We start from the raw sequence: 17,655 nt of genomic DNA, 5'->3' as shown, positions 1-17,655 counted from the left end.
GGGGCCAAATGACGAGGTAGTTGGTGATTGTCCACAACGCGCATATCATTAGTTTTAGTCGATGTGACTTTAACTAGTCGACCGGGTTGAAGACCGAATGGGAACGCTGGATCTGGTCACCGGATCTGGCCACAGATTCGAAGTAATGAATGGGACCACTGGAGAGGAGGCATCCATGCCAGTAATGACTTACCCGGGGGCGGCCAATGTATCGGAACGCCGCAGCGCACCGCCGCTCTTGGCCATTTCCACAGTGATTTTTGCCCTGCGCCCCAGCGCAAAAAGCGGGCGCCCTACCCTCTGGATCCCCTTGGTGCGGCGCATTCGTGAACCCTATTTGGACCAGTGGGCGCTGCCCAGTGGGCCACTAAGCCACGCAGAATCCCTTCAGGACGCCGCTGCACGCAATCTCCTAGAGACCACAAGTCTGGCCCCGAACTACCTTGAACAGCTTTACGCTTTTGGGGGTCTGCACCGTTCACCGGCCCAACGTGTGGTCAGCATTGTCTACTGGGCGCTCGTGCAGCCCACCGAAGCTGCGCTGGCCGACGACTCAGAAAATGTGAAGTGGTTCCGTGCGGACCGCGTCCCGGAGCTCGCCTTTGACCATAACGAGATTGTGGAATATGCGCTGTGGCGGCTACGAAACAAGCTCGAATATGGGCAGTTGGCCTACCACTTTTTGGGCGAATATTTCACGCTGTCGCAATTGCGTGAAGTCTATGAAGCAGTACTGGACAGGCAATTGGACCCGGCAAACTTTCGCCGCCAACTCAAAGCTTCAGCTCACATTGAAGAAACCGACCAGTACTTACAAGGCGGCAAACACCGTCCCCCTCGTCTCTACAGATTCACCGGAACACCCGGGCTAGACATTGAAAACAGGAGCAACCATGACTAGCGTCAACACAGCAATTCAGCTGATCACCCGCGAACAGGCCGAAAATGCACCGGCTTCCACGTGCAGCCCGGAGCTAGCCAAAGGACCGTGGGAATACGACATCGCCGAGGCCCTTGCAGGCACACCGGGCTACGGTCCCGGAGCTTCGAGCGCTGACCGGGCACCGGCCGCCACACCACGGCAGGGCCAGTTGCCGCAAGAGTACAAAGACGCTTCCGACGCCGAACTGAACGCCCGCATCGTTGCAGCCAAAGCAGTATTGGGCGAGCGTGCCGTGGTTTTGGGGCACTTCTACCAACGCGACGAAGTGATAGCTCACGCAGATTTTGTGGGTGACTCGTTCCAACTGGCCAATGCGGCGCTGACTCGGCCCAAGGCCGAGGCAATCGTTTTTTGTGGTGTGCACTTTATGGCCGAGACAGCAGACATCCTCTCCACAGTGGACCAAGCGGTGATCCTGCCAAACCTTGCGGCTGGCTGCTCGATGGCAGACATGGCCGACATCGACTCCGTGCAAGAGTGCTGGGAACAATTGACCGAGATTTACGGTACAGAGCCCGACGCCGATGGCCGCGTTCCGGTCATCCCAGTCACCTACATGAATTCTTCGGCAGCGCTCAAAGCCTTCTGTGGTGAGAATGGCGGAATTGTCTGCACCTCCTCCAACGCAGCGACTGTCCTCAAATGGGCTTTTGAACGTGGCCAGCGAGTGCTGTTCTTCCCGGACCAGCACCTGGGCAGGAACACCGCAAAGGCCATGGGCGTCCCGCTGGAGCGTATGCCCATGTGGAACCCGCGCCAAGACCTCGGCGGAAACACCTCCGAGGCCCTTGAAGATGCGCAAGTGATCTTGTGGCACGGTTTCTGCTCAGTCCACAAACGCTTTAATGTCTCCCAGATCGCGAAGGCTCGTGCTGAGCATCCGGGAGTGCAAGTCATTGTGCACCCCGAATGCCCCATGGAAGTGGTGGACGCGGCCGATTCTGCCGGTTCCACGGACTTCATCAAAAAAGCCATTGCGGCTGCCACCGAACCCACCACGTTCGCCATCGGCACCGAGATCAACATGGTCAACCGTTTGGCTGAGGAGTACCCGCAGCACACGATTTTCTGCCTAGACCCGGTGATTTGCCCGTGCTCCACGATGTACCGGATTCACCCGGGCTACCTTGCATGGGTACTTGAATCGCTGGTCCGTGGTGAAGTGGTCAACCAAATCTCGGTGGACCCCGCTGTGCAAAGCGGAGCCAAAATTGCGCTCGAGCGGATGCTCGCCGCAAAGCCAGCCTAGGCCTGAGGACACCAACCATGGATATTAGGAGCCGAGACTCGGCTGGGGCAGGCGTTCAGCGGCGGCGGCTCGTCGTCGTCGGAAGTGGAATTGCAGGGCTCTACTCCGCGCTATTAGCTGCCGAAGGCGGTGCCGAAGTGGTGCTGTTGAGTAAGGGAGAGCTGAGACAGAGCAATACCTACTTTGCTCAAGGTGGGATCTCCGCAGTGCTGGCCGAGCCCTCGCCTGGGGACACGGTAGCGGCACACATCGCAGACACTCTCCGTGCCGGTGCCGGGCATTGCTCTGAAGAAGCCGTCCGGGTGTTGTGTACGGAGGCCCGGGAGGACATCGCTGGGCTGGCTCGCTTTGGTGTCCACTTTGACACTGACGACGACGGACGCCTCGCCTTAGGCTTGGAAGCGGCACACTCTGCGCCACGAATTTTGCATGCTGGTGGTGACGCAACCGGAGCTGGTGTTGCCTCGGCACTGGTGGAGGCGGTCCTCGCAGCTGCACAGGCAGGGCGTTTGACTGTGCTGGCCCACGCGCAGGTCACACGCTTGGTGCTTGATGCCGGGGCCGTCACCGGAGTGGAGTTTTTGCACGCCGGCGTGGCCAAAGAGATCCTGTGTGATGCAGTCCTTTTGGCCAGCGGCGGGGCGGGTCAGTTGTTCGCCCAGACCACCAACCCGCTTGTTGCCACCGCGGATGGTTTGGCCTTGGCATGGCGTGCAGGCGCTGAGGTGAGCGATCTTGAATTCTTCCAATTCCACCCCACTGCGATGGTTCCTGCCGGTGAGGGTTCTGCTCCGCTGCTGATTTCCGAGGCAGTGCGCGGTGAAGGAGCCGTGCTGCTGGATTCTCGCGGCACCAGATTTATGCCTAGCTACCACGCCGATGCGGAGCTGGCCCCGCGCGATGTAGTTTCCAGGAGCATTGCCCTCCACCTGGATTCTCTAGGGGACCCAGCGGGCCACGTCTTTTTGGATGCTCGAGGGATTGAAGCTCAGCGCGGTTCAGGGTTTTTGGCTAGACGTTTTCCCACGCTCACTAAGCTCACCTTGGCCGCAGGACTGGACTGGACTCAAGAACTGATTCCGGTGGCGCCGGCTGCTCACTACTGGATGGGCGGTGTAGTGACCGATCTGCACGGCCGAACCAATGTTCCAGGGCTGCTCGCGGCCGGAGAAGTTGCTTGCACGGGAGTGCATGGGGCTAACCGTTTGGCCAGTAACTCCTTACTCGAAGGTCTGGTTTTTGGCCGACGTGCTGTTGGCACTTTTCTTGCTTCAAGCTCTAGCGCAAGTCGGGCGTCGTTCGATCCTGCCCCTTTGTACGTAAACTCGGCCGATTGCGGCCTCGGGTTTGCGCACGCTGGTGGAACGCTACCTGACCACGAGTGGGCCGTCGCTCCAGGCGCCGATGAACGCAAGTTTTCCCGGAGCTCGCTGCGTCAGTTGATGACTACGCATGTAGGGGTGTTGCGGGACGGTGTTCATTTACGGGAAGCTGCAGACCTCCTGGCCGCTTGGGCAGCTGGTGAGGAGCCGCAGGACCCCGAAGACTCGAATCTGCTGCTAGCTGCTCAACTGATGGTCCGCGCCGCGCAAGAACGCCAAACCTCTCTTGGTGCCCACTACCGGCACGACAGCTTGCCCCAGAACTTCGCGTCAAGCCCAGAACGGCGCTACACGTATTGCAAGAAAGCGAGCCTGATCAATGACTAAAACTACGGTGAGCCTGCCACAGGCGGCGATTGACGAGATTCTCACCCGGGCACTGAACGAGGACGCACCCTATGGGGACATCACCTCCCAAGTGCTGATCCCGGAAACTGCCACCGCTCAAGCCGCGCTCCGAGCACGAGTCTCAGGCGTTTTCTCCGGCGGTCCCGTATTCGCCGCGGCGATGCTGCGCACGGACCCACGTGCCGTCGTCGAACTTTTGGTTCCTGAAGGTGAACGCTTTGAGGCCGGGACCGTGCTGGCCACCGTCGGCGGAAACGCCCGAGCGGTGCTGCTGGCGGAACGTGTTGCCTTGAACTTGGTGCAACGAATGAGCGCGATCTCCACCCAAACTGCCACGTTTGTCTCGCTGGTGGCTGGAACCAAAGCCCGTATTACGGACACCAGAAAAACGACGCCGGGACTGCGGATCTTGGAACGCTACGCCGTGCGTTGTGGCGGGGGAGCGAACCACCGTTTTAGTCTTTCCGACGCAGTGATGGCCAAAGACAATCACCTAGCGGTGCTGACCGGGGGCGATTCAACGCTGCTCACGGAAGCGCTCCGTTCGGCCAAAGCGCAGTTGGGGCACACAGTTCACTTTGAAGTGGAAGTGGACCGGGCAGAGCAGATTGAACCGGTGCTCGCCGCCGGCGTGGACACCATCATGTTGGACAACTTTGCACTCGCGGACCTAGCTGCTGGTGTGGAACAAGTGGCTGGCAGAGCCATTGTGGAAGCCAGCGGCAACGTCAACGCGAGCACTGTGGCGGACATCGCGGCAACCGGAGTGGACGTTATCTCCATTGGTGCGCTCACACACTCGGTGATAGCGCTGGATCTGGGACTTGATGTTGAGCTCAACGCCGTGGAATTCAGTACTAAAGGCAACACAACGCCATGATTTTCCTCGACGCCGCGGCAACCACCCCGGTACGGCGTGAAGTTCTCGAAGCCATGTGGCCGGTCCTCACGGCGGAGTTCGGTAACCCCTCAAGCCACCATGAACTAGGCCACACTGCTGCGGATATCTTGGCCAACGCCAGATCCAGAGTTGCCAAGGTGCTGGGCTGCCGTGCGAGTGAAATCACTTTCACCTCGGGAGGAACTGAGGCAGACAACCTCGCCATTAAGGGAATCGCGCTCGCACGCCAAGCGGGCAACCCAGCGCTGAACCGAGTGGTGATTTCCGCCGTGGAACATCCGGCAGTACTGGAATCCGCGCGCTATCTGGAACGCTTCCACGGCTTTGCACTGGACGTGGTTCCGGTTGATCAGTCTGGTGTGGTGACAGCTACTGCCCTGAGGCCATTTCTAGGTGAGAAAACAGCGCTGGTCAGCATTATGTACGCCAATAATGAGATCGGAACAGTTCAAAATATTCGGGAATTGGCGGAGCTGGCGCATCAGCACAACATTCCATTCCATAGTGACGCGGTCCAGGCCGCAGGGTGGCTGCCGTTGAAGGTGAACGATCTTTCAGTGGATGCACTCAGCATTTCTGGGCACAAACTTGGCGCACCCAAGGGGTGCGGGGTGGCCTTTCTGAAGAGCAGGACCCCCGCCGAGCCACTCATCCACGGTGGTGGTCAAGAACGTGGACGCAGGGCAGGAACCGAGAATGTTGCAGGCGCTGTTGCCATGGCCATGGCTTTGGAATTGGGCGCAGCCAGCGCCGCACCCGAGGCCGAACGGGTCGGTGTGTTGCGTGAAGAGTTCATTTCCCATGTGCTTGCGAGCGTCCCCAACGCCATACTGACTGGGCACAGGAGCCAGCGTCTGCCGTCTGTGGCGTCATTCTGTTTCCCAGGAACCAGCGGAGAATCCGTGCTCCTTGAGCTCGAACGGCTTGGCGTGGTGTGTTCAAGTGGATCCGCGTGTGCGGCCGGATCCGACGAGCCCTCTGAGGTGCTGCTCGCCATTGGGTTGGCTCGTGAGATCGCGCAGACTGCGGTGCGCTTTAGCTTTGCGCAAGGGGTTGACGCCGAGCAAGTGCGCAGGGCCGCCGCGTTGGTGACTACCGCCGTCGGTCGAGTTACCTCACTCGGTGCGGTGGGCGGTGAGCCCTGAGCCGTTAGCGGTTTCTGGCGCGGCGGAAGATCCAGTGACGGAGCAGCGTAAAGCGCACAGCTGTGGCAAAAAATCCGGAGATGGTGGTGGTCCAAAGTTCCTGGGACACCGTGGCGTGGGGATTGATCCAATGCAGCACGGCAAGGCTGCCCCCGGTAATCACCAGGGCCACCACAATAACAATCAGCCCGTTGAGGTGATCGTGTAGCAGCCGTGATTGCCCGTTGATTTTGAACGTCAACCGCCGGTTCAGAGCCGTGTTGAGCAGCGAAGTTAAGATCAGTGCCAGCGCGTTTGCGGTCTGTGGGCCCGTCCACGGACGCAGCACGGCATACAAGCCGATCGAGCAAAGTGTGCAAATAATCCCCACACCGGTGAAGCGAATCAGCTGGCGGATCAGGGGGAAACGCAATAAACCGCGACGGCGGAGGGACCGCCCCGGAGCAATGCTCACCTGGCGGTCCACCTCACGCGCGGGTTCCCGCAGGCTGTGCTCCATGCTGCAAGGTTTTCACATCAAACTGTGAACCTGCTATTTGGTAGCTGGAAATTTGTCTGCGGCCTACGCCCAGGTTGAAGCGACCACGGGGTTTTGGAGTTCGCCAATTCCACCAACGCGGCACACTACTGTGTCTCCGGGGTTGATTCGTGCGCATTCGGCGGGGAAGCCTGTCAAGATCAGGTCGCCTGGGTGAAGGGTCATAAAGGAGGTCAAGTAAACCATGATTTCCTCGACGTTCCAGCCCAAATCAGCAGTACTTGCAGCCTTGAGTTCGTTGCCGTTGTGCACAATGCTGATCGGCGCGTTGCTGTAGTTCAGATCTGTGACGATCCATGGCCCGGCGGGCGTAAAGGTGTCTTGGCTTTTGGCGCTGATCCATAACTCGTCAGACTTCTGTAAGTCGCGGGCCGAGACGTCATTACCGATGGTGAAACCCAGAATTGCTTCCCGTGCGGTCTCCAAGGTCAAGCCTCGGCATGCACGTCCGACGACGATGGTCAGTTCCGCTTCCGGGTCAACGTAGCCCACACTTTCGCTCAGCTCAATCGCCTCGCCCGGGCCAATCACCGAGGTGGATGCTTTGTGGAATGCTTGCGGCGGCAAGGCACGTCCGGGGGCGCCAGTGTTGTGGGCCATACCAAAAACGTTCGCCGGTGCGGACGGGGCTAAAAACGTGAAGTCGCTTTGAGCTACGGTACTTCCGATTTCCCAACCAGCCACCGCCGGAGAGCCTGCATTAGCCAAGGAACCGGAGAAGGGGGAGTCAATGACAGTCCATTCTTGGCCTGCTGCCGAGCCAAAATTAGCGGCATCATTGGCCACGAAGTACTGGCCTTGCTTGGCCGAAGAATCTCCGGCCAAAGGACGTACGCGGGCGATTCGGCGGGGCAGAGTAGAGATCATTCAGACATCCTACGTCCTAGCCAGAGTGTTACGTAGATTTTTGCAACACAGCGAGCATCACTCTGTACTGGCAAGATCTGGGGCGTACATCTCACCAGCCTCAATGGCTGTACTTAACCTGTTGTCCGGACCGGGCAAAGGGCACGCCCACGCTTCGTTATAGGCGCACGAAGGGTTGTAGGCGAAATTGAAATCCAGAATGAACTCCCCACTTTCATTTACTCCGGTAAAGGAGCCTTTGATCGTGTCCAACAAGTATCTTCCTGCGCCGTAAGAGCCACCAGCTTTGCCTGCTGTTGTATCGCGCAGCGGCACAAAAATGCCACCACCGTAGGTCTTTAGCCGCCACACAGCGAGTTCACCAATCTCTGGTACCGCGAAGGTTCCCAAGCGCTCAAAAGGTACAACGCCGTCGGTCCCTGTTGTTACGTTGCGTACCTCGCCAGCGCCACGGCTCAGCAAGGGTAGTTCAAATCGAAAGTCAGGGTCATAGGCGGCCACGTGCAGCCCCGTGAAGTGTGCCTTTGAAGCTGCGTCGAGCGCCGATGCGGGGTGCTCGCGGAACATTCGGTCCCGTTCGGTACACCAGTGTTCGTGTGCATCGCGCGGGCTGGTTCGGGCTATCTCCCGGACAGTGGAATAGATCCCAAAGGTCTGCAGGCGCCAATCGGCTATCTCCAAAGCCGACATTGACTCGCTGCTATGGGGGTCTTGATGGGCTGCTGGTGCATCTGAACTGGACATACGGCAAGCCTAGCCCTGTGGTGCATGTCTGCCCGGATAGACTTCGGCGCATGAAACCGGCTCCAGATTCGTTTCTCTCAGGTGCTTTATACCTCCCCGGCCAACGCGCAGCTGCCTCACTGAGCCGGTTAATTCAGCACCCCACAGTGTCTTTACGCAATCCCGACGATCACAATCCAGAAGTGTTTGAATCATTCCTGCAAACCCTCTGCGAGCTATACCCCCTGGTGCACACCCAGCTCGAGCTAGAGCGCGTGAACCAGCATGGCCTCTTGATCCGCTGGGCCGGTAGCAACCCCAGTGGAACCTACGACGGCGCGAGCCGGGCAACTATTCTGATGGCCCACTACGACGTAGTGCCTGCTGCCGAGCCAGAAACCTGGACTCACCCGCCCTTTTCAGGACACAACGACGGCGAACACCTGTGGGGACGCGGGACCTTGGACGACAAAGGCGCACTCGTAGCGTGGCTTGAAGCTGCCGAGGCTCTTATAGAGCAGGGCTTCACCCCACAAAACGACGTCTATTTTTCCTTCGGCAACAACGAAGAAACCGCAGGGGATTCAGCCAAAGCTGCCGTGGAGCTGTTGAAAGCACGCGGCATTTCACCGTGGCTGGTACTAGATGAAGGTGGAGCCATTGCCACTGGAGTTCTCTCCGGCATCAAAAGCCCGGCTGCGATGGTGGGGGTTGCGGAGAAAGGCATTATGGACCTGCAACTAACAACGCGTAGCCCCGGCGGCCACGCGTCCCAACCACCACGGATGGGCGCTACGGCTCGCTTGGCACGGGCGATCATGCGCTTGGAGATGCAACAGTTTCCCGTCGAATTACCGCTGGCCACTGTGTCCATGTTTGAACGGCTTGCGCCGTTGGCACCGAAACCAATGTCATTGGTATTCTCCCGGGCAAGGAAACTCCGCTTGGCTCTGGCACGTATTTTGCCCCTGATGGGCCCGGAAAGTAGCGCGCTAGTCCGTACCACCATGGCCGTAACCACGCTTAGCGGTAGCGCGGGCGCCAACGTTCTGGCCGCAACGGCAACCGCCAACGTGAATATTCGTTTGGCCCTAGGGCAAACCGTAGAATCCGCCCTCAAAAGAATCACTACTGTGATAGCAGATCCCGCCGTAGAGATGATGGTCCTTGAAGGCAGCGACCCCTCGCCCGTATCGCCGGATGAAGGGGAAGCATGGGAGTTCCTCAGTGGCTGCATCAGCACCGTTTTCCCGCACGTTCCGGCCGTCCCGTACGTGATGCTTGCGGCAACAGATTCACGGCGGTTCACAGAAATTTGCGCCAACGTCTACCGCTTTGCGCCTTTTGTTATGGACACTGCAGCGCGGGAATCTATACACGGGGTGGATGAAAAAATAGGACTCAAATCATTGAGCGACGGTGTGCGTTTTTGCGAGACCTTGTTGCGCAGGCTCTAGGCTGGATCACATGACTGAGGCACCAATGATGCATAGGCTCAAACCGGTGGCACAAAAAATCGGGGCGCTTCTCGCTGCCTCGCTGCTGCTCTCCGGATGCGCTGGCAGCACCCCGGCGCCGCAATGGACGGCAGGTTCCGGTAATAACGAGGCGGGCGCAAGCTCTAGTAGCCCCACACCAGGCGCCTCGGTTGCCAGCGATGGTACGCAGCCGTCGTCGGGCGCGTCCAACGGGACGGGCAGTGCCAGCCCCACGCCAGACACCGGTGCCACCGCCAGTGCCTGGAAAACTTTCACCGATCCGGACAAAAAGGTCAGTTTTGACCTGCCTCAAGAGTGGATTGCCCAAAGCGGTTCCCCTGCCGCTGGCACCAAACAAGGCGCTGTGAAGGTGGAAGTTAAGGATCAAGACGGGAACCCGGTAGCGGTGTTGCAGACTGGTTTGCCCACCCCGAAACCTGCCGCATGCAAGGCCGCGAACGCCAAGAATTACACAGTGATCAGCAGTGTGCCAGTGGATATTCCGCACTCGGATGCCGCCAACACGATCTCTCCACGCGTCGTTTTTCGTGTGATTCAGGGGTACAAGTTCTTTGGCTCCTACGGTATTACCAACCTGGTGGGTGGTGCCGGTTCAAAGGCATGCAGCTTGCAAAACATCGTGACCGGCTCGGAAAGCGTTGGGGGAGTGAGCTTCGCCGACACGGGCGAGTTGCGCGCCTTGTCGCCAGATGAGAAAGTTGCCCCGCTGAAGTCTTTTGACACTTTGAACCAAGCGGCGCGTTTCGTCAATGAAAGCTCCGAGTTCGCTAATGTTCAGCGGATGCTTTTGTCCCTGAAAATCACCAATTGAGCCTTCCCCGCAACCCACGGAGTCCCATGGAACGCAACGTTTCTGCACGTATTCAATTCAAGACCGTCGCCAACACCAAGGTGGCCATGTCCATTGCTGTTGCGCGCAATAGTGGATACACCAGACTCGAGGAACACCTCTCAGTCCGGTCAGGGGATCAAGACGTACCGTTAAAGGTGCTTGAGGGAGCCAATGGTTCCATCACTCACTACATGGAATTCGCCGAACCCGCAGATGTATCAGTGGAATACACGGCCTCCGTTGAGGGAAGAGCTATCCCTGAGGATCCCAGCACTCTTGAGCTAGTGACGCTGGTTCGGCCCAGCCGTTACGCCGAATCGGACCGGCTTCTGCCTACTTCCTACGCCGAGTTCGGCGGCTTGCACGGCATGGAACTTCTCGATGCGGTCCGTACTTGGGTGAACCAGGAGCTGCGCTACGTCAGTGGCTCTTCACGAGGGACCGACGGCGCCGTGGAGACTTTGTTGCACCGCCGCGGTGTGTGCCGCGACTTTGCTCACTTGGCAATTGCTCTGCTTCGGGCCAAGGATGTCCCTGCCCGCCTCGCAGCGGTCTACGCTCCGGGGCTGGACCCGATGGACTTCCATGCGGTGGCCGAAGCTCATGTGAACGGCCAATGGCACGTTATTGATCCCACGGGCTTGGCCCCACGCGAAACTCTGTTGCGTATTTGTGCTGGCAGGGACTCCTCGGACACCGCATTTTTGTCCACAGTTGGTGGCAGCCTAGTCCTGAACCGGATGTCAGTGACTGCTGTGGTCAACGGCAATTTGCCGGTAGACAATCCGGGCGCTGCGGTGATTATCGGCTAAGAATTAGCCACAACGCCGGCCCGCAACTTATCGGTCAGAACTTCCAATTGCTTCATCTCTTCTCGGGTCAAAGCAGGCAGCATCACCTCGGCAATGGTTTGAAGATGCCCGCGGCCGATCCGTTTCTGTAATTCAGAGCCCTCCGGCGTGAGCCGTAGCAGCACACCGCGGCCGTCCTCCGGGGCTGTGGTGCGTTCCACCAAGCCCCGGGTTTCAAGCCGCTCAACGAGCCGGCTCAGGCTTGATTGACTCAACAGCACATGATCGTTGAGCTCATTAAGTCTCAGCCACCCCGTAGGGCAACTGCTGAGGGTAAAGAGCACATCGTATTCGCGCAAGGCCAGCTCGTGGAACTCTTTACCACGCTGAATTCGGCGCATCACAGCCACCTGTGCCCGGAACAATGATTCCCAGGAACTTGCAGCCACGCGAATATCGTTAGTGCTTGGTTTTTCTGACATTTTGTCCTCGGAGTGTGGCTAGTTATTTTCGCTGGCGCCAGCGGTGGCTTCAGCTGTTGCTCCCAGAGCGGCGTCGCGAGCAGCAACACGGGAAGCGTGCGTTGGCGCATCCGGCACGTGTGCTGGCTTTTTGGCTGCGTACTCGGCGCGAAGCACCGGCAAAACCTCTTCGCCAAAGAGATCCAGTTGTTCCAAGACCGTTTTGAGTGGAAGTCCCGCGTGGTCAATCAGGAACAACTGGCGCTGGTAATCACCGAATGCTTCGCGGAAGGTCAGAGTCTTTTCAATGACCTCTTGCGGGCTACCCACGGTCAGTGGGGTCTGGGAGGTGAAGTCCTCAAGCGACGGGCCGTGGCCATAGACCGGGGCGTTGTCAAAGTATGGGCGGAATTCCTTGACAGCGTCTTGGGAGTTCTTGCGCATAAAGAACTGTCCACCCAGACCCACAATGGCCTGATCCGCCTTGCCGTGGCCATAGTGTTCGTAGCGCTCGCGGTAGAGGCCAATGAGCTGCTGGTAGTGCTCCTTGGGCCAGAAGATGTTGTTGGCGAAGAAGCCGTCACCGTAGTACGCGGCCACTTCGGCTATCTGCGGGGTACGGATGGAACCGTGCCATACAAAGGGGGCAACGCCGTCGAGCGGGCGCGGCGTGGACGTGAAGTTCTGCAGCGGGGTGCGGAATTTGCCGGACCAGTTGACGGTGTCTTCGTCCCAGAGGCGGCGCAGTAGGGCGTAATTTTCAATCGCCAGTTCAATGCCGTCTTGGATGTTTTTGCCGAACCACGGGTATACGGGTGCAGTGTTACCGCGGCCCATCACCAAGTCCACACGTCCGCCGGAGAGGTGCTGGAGCATCGCGAAGTCTTCGGCGATTTTGACCGGGTCATTCGTGGTGATCAGGGTGGTGGTGGTGGAGAGTGTGATGCGTTCAGTCTGCGCTGCGATGTAGGCGAGCGTAGTGGTGGGGGAGGAGGAGAAGAATGGGCGGTTGTGGTGTTCGCCGATCGCGTAGACGTCCATGCCGATCTCTTCGACCTTTTTGGCAATGGCCACGGAAGCTTGAATACGCTCGTGCTCGGTGGGGGTTTTACCGGTGGTGGGGTCAGTGGTGATATCGCTGACGCTGAAGACGCCGATCTGCATGGTGAACCTTCCTCTGTGTTGCATTCACTCTATCCTAGATACATGCATTTGCATCTATCGACATGTATAAGCCACGCGTGCACAGAAGTATTCCCGGCTCATCGTGGGGCTTAGGATTCAATCAACCGCGCGCGGCAAGAACAGCGTCCCAGCGGTGAGAGCGTTCGATTAGGCGGAGGCAAGTGTGCGGCGCATTATCTTTTTCTTGGTCCTGGTGGAACTCACTAGCGGCATTTTGCAGGGCTACTACACGCCGATCCTGACTGACATTGCACGGCATTTGGGCATCCACGATGCCGACGTCAACTGGTTTGAAGCAGGGCAATTGATGCTCAGCGCCTTGGCCGTTCCCCTCTTGGCCAAGTTGGGTGACGTGTGGGGACACAAGCGCATTCTTCTGGTCTCGAGCGTCCTGACAGCTTTGGCTTCATGGGGTGTGGTGATTGCCCAAGACTTTACGAGCTTCCTGATCGCCTGGGCGTTGCAAGGCTTTTACGTGGTCTGGTTGCCTATGGAAATTGCGCTCATTCACAGCCGCGTCAGGGATGCACCTGACTCCGCGGCACGCACCCGTAAGGCTGCCGGCATTTTGGTTGGTGCCCTCGAATTCGGTGTGATAGCTGGTGCGCTGGCGTCGGGATCGCTTTCTGAAGTCTTCGCCGGTTCTTTATGGCTGACCCTCACCATCCCGGCGATTGCGGCAACCTTGGTCTGCGCGGCTATCGCCTTTGGTGTGCCGAGTGATGCTTCCCGAGCCCCCGCCGGACGAGCCACGGAAGGATCTGGAAAAGCTCAAGAACCGCGGCGTCTGGACACCGTGGGCTTCGGACTGCTCGCCGGAGCACTCTTGGTACTTACGTCCGGGCTGACTTTTGTTCGTCTCAACGGGACAGCTGCATGGTGGCCGTGGGTCCTTATTGTGAGCGGAGTTCTTTTGCTGGTGCCCTTCGCCCGGCATGAGCTGCGCACTGAGGATCCTTTGGTTGATATCCGTATGGTGGCGCAGAAGAACATGTGGCCGGTGTTTCTCACGGCTGGTTTGTTTGGTGTTTCGGTCCTTGGCGCTCAAGCGCCTTTGTCCACCTTTGCGCGCACGGATCCAAAGATTTTTGGCTACGGGATGGGCTTGGCGGCGGGGCAGGTCTCCATCATCATCGGTGTGTACGTGCTCTCATTGCTGATCGGCGCCTTGTTGTTTCCAGTGGTTACCAAGGTAGTTACACCTCGCTGGACTTTGGTGTGTGCTGCCGTTTTGGTGGGGGTGGGGTACCTACTGTTTTTGCCTTTCCACGCCTCACTGGTGCAAGCGATGGTCAACATGGCGGTTGCCGGGCTTGGCTCCGGCGCCTTGGTGGCAGCATTGCCCTCTGCAGCTGCAGCGGCAGCGCCGGCGCATCGCACGGGTATGGCAACGGGGCTGACCAACACGACAAAAACTATTGGTGGAGCTGTGGCTTCAGCAGTGTTTGGCATTGCCCTGTTTACGGCAGGTTCCGAGGCTGCTGCGGGAGCCGTTCAAAGCGCCACGGCTGCTCCGCTAGCCGGGTACCTGACGGTGTGGGCGGTGTGCGGAGTGACGGCGCTAGTCGCAGCTGTGTCACTGGTGCTGGTGCCGCGCAACGCTTTCGCCGACCCACAAGAGGTTCCTTCCGCCGTCGTGGTTTAACTCCAAGCGCTGCCCCCTGAGAACCGCCGCAAAGATGAGCTAGCTGTGGCGATCAGCGCGGGCTTCGCGCCGGCCTTCAACCAAGCGGTAAAGTACCGGGACTAGAACCAAAGTGAGCACGGTAGAGGAAACCAAACCACCAATCACCACAACGGCCAACGGTTGTGAGATGAAGCCGCCGCCGCCGGTCAGCCCAAGCGCCATCGGAGTGAGTGCGAACACCGTTGCGGCCGCGGTCATCAGGATTGGGCGAAGACGTTGCCGGGCTCCATGAACAATTGCTTCGGCCACGTTCATAGCCTCCCGTCCAGGAGCCGGTTTGCGATATTGGTTGATCAAGTCGATCAGCACAATGGCGTTAGTGACCACAATGCCTACCAACATCAACATTCCGATCAAGGACGGCAAGCCCAAGGGAACGCGGGTGAGTAGGAGCAAAAGGATGGCGCCAGTAGCTGCGAAGGGGACTGACACCAGCAGAATCAATGGCTGGATGAGCGACTTAAACGTCGCCACCATGATCACGTAGACAATGGCGATTGCGGCCAGAAGAGCCAGCCCCAGCTGACGGAATGACTCTGCCTGCTGCGTTGCAGCCCCGCCCAGTGTCGCCGTAACACCGGCCGGCAAGGACAGGGAATCTAGTCGTTTTTGAACCTCGGTGCCCAAACCTCCCAAGTTGGATCCCTCGGGAGTCAGAGAGATCTTGGCAGTGCGTTGGCCATTGCTGCTGGTAATCGTTACCGGGACATCAACCTGGGCAACAGTGGCCACGGAGCCAAGCAATACCGGTCCACTCGGGCCGGGTAGCGGAGTGTCCTTGAGCTGCTGTAGCGAGGTGAATTGGGTTCCAGTGCCAATCTGAACCGGGTAGTCGTTTGCATCAATGCGGATCTTGGTGCCCAGCTGTGGGTTCACCGCGGAGGCCAGAACACCAGCTACTTGCTGCTCAGAAATACCTGCGGCGGCTGCCTTAGCGCGGTCGATTTTGACTTGGACAACCGGCTGGCTCGCGGCAAGGTTGGTGACAACTTCACTGGAGCCAGGAGTGCCGGTGAGGGCCTTCACTAGGGTGTCGCTGGCCGTTTTGAGGTCCGCAGAGGTTGCCGCTTTCACTGTGACATCCACGGTGGAACTGGTTCCAAAACCGCCTTGCTGGGAGCCCACGCTGACCTTGCCGGTGGCACCGGAGTTGTTCAGGGTGTTGCGGACCGAATCCTGCAGAGCCGTCTGATCCTTCTTTTCGTCAGTGATTACGGTGAAGTTGGCATCGGCAGCACCCGTTGAAGCCAAAGCGGCGAATCCGTTGGACGCATTGCCCACGGTGGTTTGAACGTCTTTGATCCCGTCGATGCCGCGGAGAACTTTTTCAACCTTGCTGGCCTGAGCATCCGCAGCTTCAAGGCTTGTACCAGCTGGCAGGGATTGCTTGACGGTCATACTGTTTTGCCCTGAGTTACCGAGCAAGTTGGTAGGCACCAAGGGGACCATCGCCAGGGTGGCCAGCAGAATTAGCCCGGACGCAACCAAGGTAATCACAGGGTGCTTTTGAGTGCCGGAAAGTACAGGCAAGTAGCCGCGCTGAAGCCAACCCTTTTGCTCCTTAGCATGTGCATCGGCTTCAACTTGGGCCGCGGGAAGGCCCGCACTGTTCCCGCTCTTGAGGAACCAGTACGCCAGTACCGGAACAATGGTCAGCGCCACGGCGAGGGAAGCGATCAGCGCGATGGTCACGGTCAGGGCGAATGGCCGGAATAGTTCCCCAGCTATGTTTCCCACAAAAGCGATCGGCAAAAAGACTGCCACGGTGGTCAGGGTGGATGCGGTGATGGCTCCGGCCACTTCGCGGATGGCATTGAGAATTGCTGTCCGTTTTTCTTCGCCGTAGCTCAAGTGCCGCTTGATGTTTTCGATCACCACAATCGAGTCATCAACCACACGACCGATTGCAATGGTGAGTGCACCAAGCGTCAGGATGTTAAGCGAATATTTGGTGGCGTACAAGCCTATAAAGGTGATGAGCAAAGAGAGCGGGATTGAAATCGCTGTGACAAGGGTTGAACGTACGGAGAGCAAAAACACCAAGATCACAATCACTGCAAAACCAAGGCCCAAGAGCCCCTCGGTGGTCAGGTCCTTAATGGATTTCTCAATAAACGGAGCCTGATCAAACACACTCGTAATCTTGGCACCGTTGCCGAGTTCCGCTTCAAGCTGCGGCAGCAGATCACGGATCTGATGTGAGATCCCTACGGTGTCTCCCTCAGGCTTTTTTGTCACTGAAAGGGCCAAGGTTTCTACGCCGTTGGTTCGTGTCACTGAGGTTTTGGCATCGTCAGCAATTCCGACGGCGGCTACCTCACCAATCGTGGTGGGCTGCTTGGCACCGATGAGGGGGAGTGCCTTGATCGCGTCAAGGGATTCCACGGGGCTGCCAATTTGAAGCGAGAGGTTTTTGCCTTGTTCTTTAACAGTCCCAGCCGGTACCAAAGAGCCATTGTTTTTGAGAGCATCTGAAATGTCAGTCGAGGTCACGCCGCGTGCTGCCATCACCTCGGCGTTGGGCAAGATTGAAATGTGCTGGCTCGCGCCGCCGGAAACATCGGCGCCACGGACGCCGTCGATCTTCTGCAAACGCGGAACGGTGAGCCGAAGCAAATCGGCGTTGAGGTCGTTCAACGGTTTATTGGAGGAGACCGCCAAAAAAACAATGGGGAAGTCGCTGATGCTTCCCGCCACTGCAGTTGGTTCCACAGAATCGGGCAGATTGCGCTTGGCCGTGGAGATGGCCCGGTCAATCTGGTTGCGCGCCCGGTCTAGGTTGGTTCCGTAAGCGAATTGCATGTTGATGGTGGAGACGCCGCTACGTGAGGTGGAGGTAGTGGATTCCAAGCCCTCTACAGCGTTCAAAGTGGTTTCCAGCGGCTGGCTGACTTGTTTGTCCACTACTTCCGGGGACGCACCAGGCATCGCACTGAGAACAGTGATCTGGGGGAACTCAATGGAGGGGATAAGTTCCTGTTTGAGCGATCCCATGGTGATCACACCAAAGACGGCAGCGAAGATGGTGATCAACGCAATTAGGGCCCGATTGGCCAGAGATAGTTGTGCCAAGCGGAACATGGTGGTCTCTCCGTCAGTTCAAA

General features: G+C 58.4%; 15 protein-coding genes. 9 read left to right on the top strand and 6 right to left on the bottom strand.

All coding sequences use genetic code 11. The features are described 5' to 3' along the window. Positions 1–175 precede the first annotated feature (175 nt). Genes ACQQCD_RS10860 through ACQQCD_RS10840 form a run of 5 tightly spaced genes read left to right on the top strand, consistent with a single transcriptional unit; the run spans position 176 to position 5,968 of the window. Positions 176–901, top strand: a complete 726-nt coding sequence (locus ACQQCD_RS10860) for an NUDIX hydrolase (RefSeq protein ID WP_430268400.1) — start codon at positions 176–178, stop codon at positions 899–901. Further along, positions 894–2,192 carry a quinolinate synthase NadA gene (gene nadA, locus ACQQCD_RS10855; protein WP_430268399.1) on the top strand — a complete coding sequence of 433 codons (1,299 nt, stop codon included), beginning with the start codon at positions 894–896 and terminating at the stop codon, positions 2,190–2,192. Before ACQQCD_RS10860 ends, nadA begins: the two co-directional genes overlap by 8 nt. A 17-nt stretch (positions 2,193–2,209) precedes the next feature. Next, complete coding sequence (gene nadB / locus ACQQCD_RS10850; RefSeq protein WP_430268398.1) at positions 2,210–3,901, top strand: L-aspartate oxidase; 1,692 nt, start codon at positions 2,210–2,212, stop codon at positions 3,899–3,901. Next, entirely contained in the window at positions 3,894–4,802 is a 909-nt protein-coding gene (nadC, locus tag ACQQCD_RS10845; RefSeq protein ID WP_430268397.1) for a carboxylating nicotinate-nucleotide diphosphorylase, read from the top strand. Before nadB ends, nadC begins: the two co-directional genes overlap by 8 nt. Then, positions 4,799–5,968 carry a cysteine desulfurase family protein gene (locus ACQQCD_RS10840; RefSeq protein ID WP_430268396.1) on the top strand — a complete coding sequence of 390 codons (1,170 nt, stop codon included), beginning with the start codon at positions 4,799–4,801 and terminating at the stop codon, positions 5,966–5,968. Before nadC ends, ACQQCD_RS10840 begins: the two co-directional genes overlap by 4 nt. 4 nt (positions 5,969–5,972) lie before the next feature. Here the strand turns inward: ACQQCD_RS10840 and ACQQCD_RS10835 are convergent, their stop codons facing one another. The 3 genes from ACQQCD_RS10835 to ACQQCD_RS10825 all read right to left on the bottom strand — a co-directional run bounded on the left by ACQQCD_RS10835 (position 5,973) and on the right by ACQQCD_RS10825 (position 8,117). Further along, positions 5,973–6,467: a GtrA family protein gene (locus ACQQCD_RS10835; protein ID WP_430268395.1), complete on the bottom strand. Its 495-nt coding sequence runs from the start codon at positions 6,465–6,467 to the stop codon at positions 5,973–5,975. Positions 6,468–6,530: 63 nt separating this feature from the next. After that, the gene (locus ACQQCD_RS10830; RefSeq protein WP_430268394.1) at positions 6,531–7,373 is read right to left on the bottom strand and encodes a fumarylacetoacetate hydrolase family protein; all 843 of its coding nucleotides are present in this window, start codon (positions 7,371–7,373) and stop codon (positions 6,531–6,533) included. 57 nt (positions 7,374–7,430) lie between these two features. After that, positions 7,431–8,117: a DUF1684 domain-containing protein gene (locus tag ACQQCD_RS10825; RefSeq protein WP_430268393.1), complete on the bottom strand. Its 687-nt coding sequence runs from the start codon at positions 8,115–8,117 to the stop codon at positions 7,431–7,433. Positions 8,118–8,167: 50 nt separating this feature from the next. Here ACQQCD_RS10825 and ACQQCD_RS10820 point away from each other — a divergent pair, with 50 nt between their 5' ends. The 3 genes from ACQQCD_RS10820 to ACQQCD_RS10810 are packed head-to-tail and all read left to right on the top strand — an operon-like array spanning position 8,168 to position 11,239. Continuing rightward, the gene (locus ACQQCD_RS10820; protein ID WP_430268392.1) at positions 8,168–9,553 is read left to right on the top strand and encodes a M20/M25/M40 family metallo-hydrolase; all 1,386 of its coding nucleotides are present in this window, start codon (positions 8,168–8,170) and stop codon (positions 9,551–9,553) included. A 10-nt stretch (positions 9,554–9,563) separates the two neighbouring features. Then, the gene (locus ACQQCD_RS10815; protein ID WP_430268391.1) at positions 9,564–10,406 is read left to right on the top strand and encodes a hypothetical protein; all 843 of its coding nucleotides are present in this window, start codon (positions 9,564–9,566) and stop codon (positions 10,404–10,406) included. Between the two features lie 26 nt (positions 10,407–10,432). Continuing rightward, positions 10,433–11,239, top strand: a complete 807-nt coding sequence (locus ACQQCD_RS10810) for a transglutaminase-like domain-containing protein (RefSeq protein WP_430268390.1) — start codon at positions 10,433–10,435, stop codon at positions 11,237–11,239. On the opposite strand, the gene ACQQCD_RS10805 is transcribed toward ACQQCD_RS10810, so the two are convergent. Beyond that, the gene (locus ACQQCD_RS10805; RefSeq protein ID WP_430268389.1) at positions 11,236–11,700 is read right to left on the bottom strand and encodes a MarR family winged helix-turn-helix transcriptional regulator; all 465 of its coding nucleotides are present in this window, start codon (positions 11,698–11,700) and stop codon (positions 11,236–11,238) included. The genes ACQQCD_RS10810 and ACQQCD_RS10805 overlap by 4 nt on opposite strands. Before the next feature lie 18 nt (positions 11,701–11,718). Next, positions 11,719–12,843 carry an LLM class flavin-dependent oxidoreductase gene (locus ACQQCD_RS10800; protein WP_430268388.1) on the bottom strand — a complete coding sequence of 375 codons (1,125 nt, stop codon included), beginning with the start codon at positions 12,841–12,843 and terminating at the stop codon, positions 11,719–11,721. A 184-nt stretch (positions 12,844–13,027) separates the two neighbouring features. Between ACQQCD_RS10800 and ACQQCD_RS10795 the strand changes: the two genes are divergently transcribed. Further along, positions 13,028–14,509: an MFS transporter gene (locus ACQQCD_RS10795; RefSeq protein WP_430268387.1), complete on the top strand. Its 1,482-nt coding sequence runs from the start codon at positions 13,028–13,030 to the stop codon at positions 14,507–14,509. Between the two features lie 39 nt (positions 14,510–14,548). On the opposite strand, the gene ACQQCD_RS10790 is transcribed toward ACQQCD_RS10795, so the two are convergent. After that, the gene (locus ACQQCD_RS10790; RefSeq protein WP_430268386.1) at positions 14,549–17,632 is read right to left on the bottom strand and encodes an efflux RND transporter permease subunit; all 3,084 of its coding nucleotides are present in this window, start codon (positions 17,630–17,632) and stop codon (positions 14,549–14,551) included. Positions 17,633–17,655: the final 23 nt, after the last annotated feature.

Source organism: Pseudarthrobacter sp. J1763 (genome assembly GCF_050490295.1).
GTDB lineage: Bacteria > Actinomycetota > Actinomycetes > Actinomycetales > Micrococcaceae > JBNPEO01.
The sequence above is the reverse complement of the archived record's forward strand: the minus strand, read 5'-3'. Positions and strand labels throughout refer to the sequence as shown.